General features: G+C 63.1%; 6 protein-coding genes, 4 tRNA genes and 1 pseudogene. 1 reads left to right on the top strand and 10 read right to left on the bottom strand.

Annotated elements, in window-relative coordinates:
- A partial coding sequence (locus UW3_RS27040; protein ID WP_010223272.1) for a DUF2242 domain-containing protein occupies positions 1-754 on the bottom strand: 754 nt, incomplete at its 3' end.
- A gap of 271 nt (positions 755-1025) precedes the next feature.
- Here UW3_RS27040 and UW3_RS0114765 point away from each other — a divergent pair.
- Positions 1026-2579, top strand: a complete 1554-nt coding sequence (locus tag UW3_RS0114765; protein WP_010223271.1) for a methyl-accepting chemotaxis protein — start codon at positions 1026-1028, stop codon at positions 2577-2579.
- Between the two features lie 8 nt (positions 2580-2587).
- Here UW3_RS0114765 and UW3_RS0114760 read toward each other — a convergent pair whose 3' ends face one another.
- The 9 genes and pseudogenes from UW3_RS0114760 to UW3_RS29595 all read right to left on the bottom strand — a co-directional run.
- A complete protein-coding gene (locus UW3_RS0114760) occupies positions 2588-3337 on the bottom strand; it encodes an SDR family oxidoreductase (RefSeq protein WP_010223270.1) in 750 nt (249 codons plus the stop codon).
- Between the two features lie 218 nt (positions 3338-3555).
- Positions 3556-3632: transfer RNA gene (locus tag UW3_RS0114755), tRNA-Asp, on the bottom strand.
- Between the two features lie 111 nt (positions 3633-3743).
- Positions 3744-3820, bottom strand: a tRNA-Asp gene (locus UW3_RS0114750).
- A gap of 98 nt (positions 3821-3918) precedes the next feature.
- Positions 3919-3995 (bottom strand) — tRNA-Asp (locus UW3_RS0114745).
- 76 nt (positions 3996-4071) lie between these two features.
- Positions 4072-4147 (bottom strand) — tRNA-Val (locus UW3_RS0114740).
- A gap of 159 nt (positions 4148-4306) precedes the next feature.
- Entirely contained in the window at positions 4307-5065 is a 759-nt protein-coding gene (locus tag UW3_RS0114735; protein WP_174242333.1) for an SDR family oxidoreductase, read from the bottom strand.
- An 11-nt stretch (positions 5066-5076) separates the two neighbouring features.
- Complete coding sequence (locus UW3_RS0114730) at positions 5077-6288, bottom strand: O-succinylhomoserine sulfhydrylase (protein WP_010223268.1); 1212 nt, start codon at positions 6286-6288, stop codon at positions 5077-5079.
- Between the two features lie 15 nt (positions 6289-6303).
- Positions 6304-7809 carry an amidophosphoribosyltransferase gene (gene purF / locus UW3_RS0114725; RefSeq protein WP_010223267.1) on the bottom strand — a complete coding sequence of 502 codons (1506 nt, stop codon included), beginning with the start codon at positions 7807-7809 and terminating at the stop codon, positions 6304-6306.
- Positions 7810-7850: 41 nt separating this feature from the next.
- A pseudogene (locus UW3_RS29595) lies at positions 7851-7972 on the bottom strand (CvpA family protein); the annotation flags it as partial.

The raw sequence follows: 7972 nt of genomic DNA, 5'->3' as shown, positions 1-7972 counted from the left end.
CCGGCTGGGAGCCATTGCTGTCATCAACCACGGGTGCGGCAGGCACCTCGGCAGCTGGCGCCGCAGCCGGCTCGGTGACCGGTACTGCTGCAGCCGGCGCTGGCGTCGCAGGTGCTGGCGCAGGCGTCGGGGCCAGGGCGGCCGCTGGCGCTAGCGGCGCAGGCTCGGGCACGCCCAGTTCCACTGCCGGCTTATCCGCAGGCTTGGGGCCGGCCTTTTTCTTGTTTTCCTTAGGCAGGAAGCTTTCGACCAGGGCGAAGTAACGCTCGTAGAACTTGGCCGAAGTCACGGTTTCGCTGGCGACCTTGACCATCGAATCGTCACTGGAGCCGATCGGCATCGACACCGAACCCAGCACACCCACGCCAAGGCTGGCCGACGTGTTGGATTTTTTCAGCGCATAGCGGTCCTGCAGGGCGTTGGCGAACATGGTCGAGCGCTGCTCGTCGCCGCTGTCACGGGCGCAGACCACGTTGAAGCTGATCTGCAGGTGCGAATCGCCGGTCTGCTGGAAACTCTTGTTGCCATTGACCTGGCCTGCATCGCTGCTGGTGATGATGTAGCCCTGGCTGAGCAAGGCACGGCGGGCAGCCTCGCAGGTACCGGCCTCACTGACCGGAAAGCTGCGCGAAAAGGTACCCGAGTCGTCGAAATTCTCGTGTTCGTAAATGGCTGCTTTCTTCGAAGAACAGCCGGAAACACCCGCCAGCACAAGGGCCAGCCCGAGCGCACCGCAGACGGTTGACTTTGACATTGCAAATCCTGAGGAAAACGGTCGGTGCCTATTGTGCATCACATCGGCGGCATGCTGAAACCGTAGGCTGCCAATCACCGCAGAAATTTCACCCAAAGCGCCAGCGATCACCCCCGGTGCCTAGGGTTGACCATTGGTCGATAAGCCCACAATTACTTCACTCAAACCCTACTGTCTGATCGGATCCATCTGACTTTTGCCCTGCACATTCTGCGACTACGCTGGCAACTAGCCATTATTGACGCCATACCGGTCGACAGGAGTTACCTCGGTGAAAAACCTATCCGTGAAAATCAAGCTGCTGCTCGGCTTTACGCCCATCCTGGTATTGATGGCGCTGCTGGCCATTACCGCCATCAGTAGCCTGAATACCCTGACCCAACGGGCCGACCGCCTGGTGTCGGTCAATTACATCCTCGACAACCTCAATGAAATGCGTGCCGCCCAGCTGAGCTTCGAGCAACGCCGCGAAGGCACCTTCACCAGCCAGCTAACCAAGGCCCATCAGCGGGCCACAGCGTTGGTGGAGGAAAACCTCGCCGCCCTGCCCGATGCCGACTCGCAGCGCCTGCTCAAGGCCACTGGGGACGATCTCAAGCTGTACCTGGAACAATTCGAGCAACTCAAGGCGGCGACCGGCGGCACCCTGCTGCAGACCAAGCTTCACGATCAACTGCTGGAAAACGTCCACCAGGGCCTGGAGGCGATCAACCAGTTGATCACCCTGCAAAACCAGAAGAGCACCGAAGAATCCAGCAACAGCCGCAGCCTGATGCTCGCCTTGCTGTTCGCCGCCCTGGTGCTGGGTGTGCTGATCAGTGCGCTGATCATCCGCCAGGTCACCCAGCCACTGCGCCAGGCGCTGGAGATTGCCCGGCGCATTGGCGAAGGCGACCTGACCAACACCGCCAGCGAACCGCGCCGCGACGAATTCGGCCAGCTGCTGCAGGCGCTGGCGCAAAGCGGCGATAACCTGCGGGAGATGCTCGGCCAGGCCGGGCATGTCACCCGCCAGCTGTCGAGCGCCGCCGAAGCGCTGTCGACCATCACCGAGCAGACCAGCGCCGGCATCACCAGCCAGAAGGTCGAGACTGACCAGGTGGCCACGGCGATGAGCGAAATGGTCGCCACCGTCCAGGAAGTCGCGCGCAATGCCGAAGAAGCCAGCGAAGCCACGCGCCAGGCCGACAGCCAGGCCAAACAGGGCAACCGCGTGGTGCAGCAGGCCCTGAACCAGATCGGCCAGCTGGCAGACGATATCGGCAGTTCGGCCAACGCGGTCAGCCAGCTGTCGGAAGAAAGCGAACGCATCGGTACGGTGATGACGGTGATCAACGCCATCGCCGAGCAGACCAACCTGCTGGCGCTCAATGCCGCCATCGAAGCGGCGCGCGCTGGCGAGGCCGGCCGCGGCTTTGCCGTGGTGGCCGACGAGGTTCGCGGGCTGGCCCAGCGTACCCAGCAGTCGACAGCGCAGATCGAGACGCTGATCGTCTCCTTGCAACAGGGCGCGCAGAAGGCCGCCGAAATGATGCACGCCAACCAGCAGCAGGTCGGCGGCACGGTAGAGTTGGCCAATCAGGCCGGTATCGAACTGCAGGCCATCACCCAGACCGTGACCAGCATCCAGACCATGAACCTGCAGATCGCCACCGCCGCCGAACAGCAGAGCGCCGTGGCCGAATCGATCAACCGCAGCGTGCTCAGCGTTCGTGATGTCGCCGAACAGTCGTCCACCGCTTCGCAGCAGACTGCGGCCTCGTCAGTGGAACTGGCGCGCTTGGGCTGCGAACTGCAACAGCTGGTGGCGCGCTTCAGGGTTTAGCCGTTGACTCAGCCGAACAGGCCGCCGTCGTCGCTGTCGATGACGATCGACGACAGGCTCACATGCCGCGGCCGGGTCACGGCAAACAGCACCGCCTCGACCACATCCCGATTGGTGCCGCGCTCGCCCTTCTGGCGCTCGCTGACGGCCTCCCAGGCAGGTTCGGTCGGGGAGATATCGTCCAGGTACGGCGGGTGCACGCACAACGAACGGATCGGCGTACCCGCCAGCTGTTGACGCAACCCTTCGGCCAGCGCCCGCTGGGCGTGCTTGGCGGCGTAGAACGGCACTGAGACGCTGTGCAAGGCGGCATTGGGCAATGCGCTGATCGAACCTATGGTGACGATGTCCGGGCGCCGGGAGCGGCGTAGCGACGCCAGCAGGCCCTGGGTGAAGAGGAAGGTGCCGGTGACCGCGGCGTTGATCACGCCCTGCACGTCTTCGGGCGAGTAGCCCTGCTCGTTCGCTTCCAGCCACATGGCGCCGTTGTTGATCAGCACGTCGAGGGTGGGAAAGCGCTGACTGATGGTTTGCGTGGCGCGGGTAACGCTGGCGCTGTCGGCCAGGTCGACCTGGACCGTGGTCGGCAGCTGGCCTGTGCGGGTTTCGATAGTGGCGGCGACGTGTGCCAGCGCCGCTTCATTGCGCCCGCACAGCACCACCTTGCAACCGGCGTCGGCCAGCGAGATGGCCAGGGCGGCACCCAGGCCGCGTCCGGCGCCGGTGATCACCGCGATCGAGTCTTGAAGATTGTTCATCCTGAACCTCAGTGGAAGACTGAAGGCGCCAGCATAACGGTTGTGAGGACTGGATGTAGACCAAGTAGACCTCATCGCTGGCAAGGCCAGCTCTCACAAGTTTTGTGTACACCGCGCTCCTGTGGGAGCCGGCCTTGCCGGCGATGGCCGCACCACGGTGCCGAAATTCAGGCACAAAAAAAAGCGACCCGAAGGTCGCTTTCTTTGTTACTTCGATATGGCGCAGCGGACGGGACTCGAACCCGCGACCCCCGGCGTGACAGGCCGGTATTCTAACCGACTGAACTACCGCTGCGTGTCGTGCTCACCCGAGTTGCGCGAAGGCTGCAAAACTCAGGCACAAAAAAAGCAACCTCAGGTCGCTCTCTTTGTTGCTTCGAGGAGTTCAAGGGCCTCGAAGCGAAGATGGCGCAGCGGACGGGACTCGAACCCGCGACCCCCGGCGTGACAGGCCGGTATTCTAACCGACTGAACTACCGCTGCGTATCGTACAGGCTTGCGCCCGCTTGAAACTGGGATCTGGCTACAAGGCTGTTGGCCTTGAAACCTCAAACCGGTCGTTAAACCGATCTGGAGAATAGTGGCGCAGCGGACGGGACTCGAACCCGCGACCCCCGGCGTGACAGGCCGGTATTCTAACCGACTGAACTACCGCTGCGCATATGGACTTGCGTCCGGTTCCTCTCTGGTAACACCTTCTTGCGAAAGTGTCGGGTCAGGAACATCTCAGGAAGTGGTGGGTGATGACGGGATCGAACCGCCGACCCTCTGCTTGTAAGGCAGATGCTCTCCCGGCTGAGCTAATCACCCGTGTGCTTCGCTGAGGTGGCGAAATTTACGCAGGTATCGAACCTAAGTCAATAGCCTGATTGAAGTTTTTTTCACTGAGGTGAAAAAAACAGCTTCAAGCTTCAAGCTGCAAGCCACAAGAAAAAGCAAAATCAAAAGCACATTGCGGACATCTTGCAGCTACCGATAGATCATCTTCTTGGTCATGCCACCGTCGACCACAAATTCCTGGCCGGTGACGAAGCCGGCATTGCGCGACAGCAACCAGGCCACCATCGCCGCGACGTCTTCCACCGTCCCTACCCTGCCCGCCGGATGCTGGGCATGGTCGGCTTCGGTCAGCGGCTCGGCACGGCGCTGGGCAGGATCACGTGCATCGATCCAGCCGGGGCTTACCGCATTGACGCGAATCTCCGGGCCCAGGCTCATGGCCAGGGCATGGGTCAGGGCCAGCAGCCCGCCCTTGCTCGCGGCATAGGCCTCGGTGTCGGGTTCCGATTGCCCGGCGCGGGTCGACGCCAGGTTGACGATCGCCCCGCAATGGGCGCGCAGGTACGGCGCACAGTGCTTGGCCAGCAGCATCGGGCCGCCAAGGTTGACCGCCAGCACCCGGTTCCAGTGCGCCAGGCTCAGGCTTTCGAGGGTGGTGTTGTGCGGGTCGGCAATCGCCGCGTTGCACACCAGGGCGTCGAGCCGGCCAAACTGGCCCAGCACTTCAGCCACACCAGTCATCACCTGGGCTTCGTCGGCGACATCCATGCCGACGAACCAGGCGTTGTCGCCGAGCACCTTGGCCACTTTCGCGCCACGGGCACGGTCGAGGTCGGTGAGCACCACCTGCCAGCCTTCGCTGATCAGCCAGGCAGCAATGCCCAGGCCAATACCGCGCGCCGCGCCGGTGACCAGGGCGACGCGACCGTTATGGCTGCTGTCGCCCACCGACCAGTCGATCACAGCGCCGCCAACCCGCGGGCCAGGTCGGCCTTGAGGTCAGCCACGTCTTCCAGCCCCACCGCGACCCGGATCAGGCTGTCGCGAATGCCGGCGGCCTCACGCTCCTGCGGCGACAGACGGCCGTGGGAGGTGGTGCCCGGGTGGGTGATGGTGGTCTTGCTGTCACCCAGGTTGGCGGTGATCGAAATCAGCCGGGTGGCATCGATGAAGCGCCAGGCGCCCTCTTTGCCGCCCTTGACCTCAAAGCTCACCACGGCGCCGAAACCGCTCATCTGCTGCTTGGCCAGCTCATGCTGCGGATGGCTCTGCAGGCCCGCGTAGTGGACCTTGTCGATGCCCTCCTGCTGCTCCAGCCATTCGGCCAGGGCCTGGGCGTTGGCGCAGTGGGCGCGCATGCGCAGGTTGAGGGTCTCCAGGCCCTTGAGGAAGATCCAGGCGTTGAACGGGCTCAGCGACGGCCCGGCGGTGCGCAAAAAGCCCACCACTTCCTTCATCTGCTCGCTGCGCCCGGCAACCACGCCGCCCATGCAACGGCCCTGGCCGTCGATGAACTTGGTCGCCGAGTGCACGACAATGTCGGCGCCCAGCTTCAGCGGCTGCTGCAAGGCCGGAGTGCTGAAGCAGTTGTCGACCACCAGTTGCGCGCCCTTGGCATGGGCAATCTCGGCCAGAGCGGCGATATCCACCAGCTCAGCCAAGGGGTTTGAGGGCGACTCGACGAACAGCAGCCTGGTGTTGGCCTTGATCGCCTGGTTCCAGGCGGCCAGATCGGTCAGCGGCACGTAATCGACCTGCACGCCGAAGCGCTTGAAGTACTTCTCGAACAGGCTGATGGTCGAACCGAAGACGCTCTGCGAGACCAGCACATGATCGCCGGCGCTGCACAGGGCCATGACGGTCGAAAGGATCGCCGACATGCCGGTGGAGGTGGCCACCGCCTGCTCGGCGCCTTCAAGGGCGGCGATGCGCTCTTCGAAGGCGCGCACGGTCGGGTTGGTGTAGCGTGAATAGACGTTGCCTGGAACCTCGCCGGCGAACCGCGCGGCGGCATCGGCCGCCGTACGGAACACATAGCTGGAGGTGAAGAACAGCGGATCGCTGTGCTCACCTTCCGGCGTGCGATGCTGGCCGGCGCGTACCGCCAGCGTGTCGAAAGCGACCCCTTCGAGGTCGCTGTCCAGGCGCCCGGCATCCCATTCCTGTGTCATGCCGCTGCTCCTAACTTAGTTGTTGTAGAGGTCGATGATCGCGCTGACCGCCTGGTTCTTGACCTTGGAGGCGTCGTTGCGCGCCTGCTCGATCTTGTCCAGGTAGGCTTCGTCGATGTCGCCGGTGACGTACTTGCCGTCGAACACCGCGCAATCGAAATGCTCGATCTTGATCTTGCCACCGCCGACCGCTTCGATCAGGTCCGGCAGGTCCTGGTAGACCAGCCAGTCGGCGCCGATCAGTTCGGCGACATCCTGGGTGCTGCGGTTATGAGCAATCAGCTCGTGGGCACTCGGCATGTCGATGCCGTAGACGTTAGGGAAGCGTACCGCCGGGGCGGCCGAGCAGAAGTAGACGTTTTTCGCGCCGGCTTCGCGGGCCATCTGGATGATCTGCTTGCAGGTGGTGCCGCGCACGATCGAGTCGTCCACCAGCATCACGTTCTTGCCGCGAAATTCCAGTTCGATGGCGTTGAGTTTCTGGCGCACCGACTTCTTGCGTGCGGCCTGGCCGGGCATGATGAAGGTACGGCCGATATAGCGGTTCTTGACGAAACCTTCGCGGAACTTGACGCCCAGGTGGTTGGCCAGCTCCAGCGCCGCGGTGCGGCTGGTGTCGGGAATCGGGATGACCACGTCGATGTCGTGGTCCGGACGCTCGCGCTGGATCTTCTCGGCCAGCTTCTCGCCCATGCGCAGGCGCGCCTTGTAGACCGAAACGCCGTCGATGATCGAGTCAGGGCGAGCCAGGTAGACGTGCTCGAAGATGCACGGCGACAGCTGCGGGTTGGTCGCGCACTGACGGGTGTGCAGCTTGCCCTCTTCAGTGATGTACACCGCTTCGCCCGGCGCCAGGTCACGGATCAGGGTGAAGCCCAGCACGTCCAGCGAAACGCTTTCGGAGGCGATCATGTACTCGACGCCTTCGTCGGTGTGACGCTGGCCGAAAACGATCGGGCGGATGCCATTGGGGTCACGGAAGCCAACGATGCCGTAGCCGGTGATCATCGCCACCACCGCGTAACCGCCGACGCAACGGTTGTGCACGTCGGTGACCGCGGCGAATACGTCTTCTTCGGTCGGTTGCAGCTTGCCACGCACCGCCAGCTCATGGGCGAAGACGTTGAGCAGCACTTCCGAGTCGGAACTGGTGTTGACGTGGCGCAGGTCGGACTCGTAGATCTCCTTGGCCAACTGTTCGACGTTGGTCAGGTTGCCGTTGTGCGCCAGGGTGATGCCGTAGGGCGAGTTGACGTAGAACGGCTGAGCCTCGGCCGAGGTCGAGCTGCCCGCGGTCGGGTAGCGCACGTGGCCAATACCCATGTGACCGACCAGGCGCTGCATATGACGCTGCTGGAACACGTCACGGACCAGGCCATTGTCCTTGCGCAGGAATAACCGGCCATCATGGCTGGTCACAATACCGGCAGCGTCCTGGCCGCGGTGCTGGAGGACGGTTAGCGCGTCATACAGCGCCTGATTGACGTTCGACTTACCGACGATACCGACGATGCCACACATGCGACGCAACCCCTACTTAATGAAACTGGACTGAACAGCGGTCAAGGCGTTTTGGGCCCAAGCAGCTGTTCCTGGAACGGGAGATCAGCCGGTGCGCTGATCCCGCTGGCTAGCCACTGACTGGTGAACCCCAGAATGAGGTTTTTCGACCAGTCAGCTACCA

The organism is Pseudomonas donghuensis, assembly GCF_000259195.1.
Lineage (GTDB): Bacteria > Pseudomonadota > Gammaproteobacteria > Pseudomonadales > Pseudomonadaceae > Aquipseudomonas > Aquipseudomonas donghuensis.
Note: the sequence above shows the minus strand (reverse complement) of the source record. Positions and strands in the feature narration are given on the sequence as shown.

Excerpts from the sequence above, each read along its gene's own strand:
- UW3_RS0114760 (WP_010223270.1), bottom strand. The coding sequence starts at position 3,337 with ATGAACAATCTTCAAGACTCGATCGCGGTGATCACCGGCGCCGGACGC.
- UW3_RS0114730 (WP_010223268.1), bottom strand. The coding sequence starts at position 6,288 with ATGACACAGGAATGGGATGCCGGGCGCCTGGACAGCGACCTCGAAGGG.
- purF (WP_010223267.1), bottom strand. The coding sequence starts at position 7,809 with ATGTGTGGCATCGTCGGTATCGTCGGTAAGTCGAACGTCAATCAGGCG.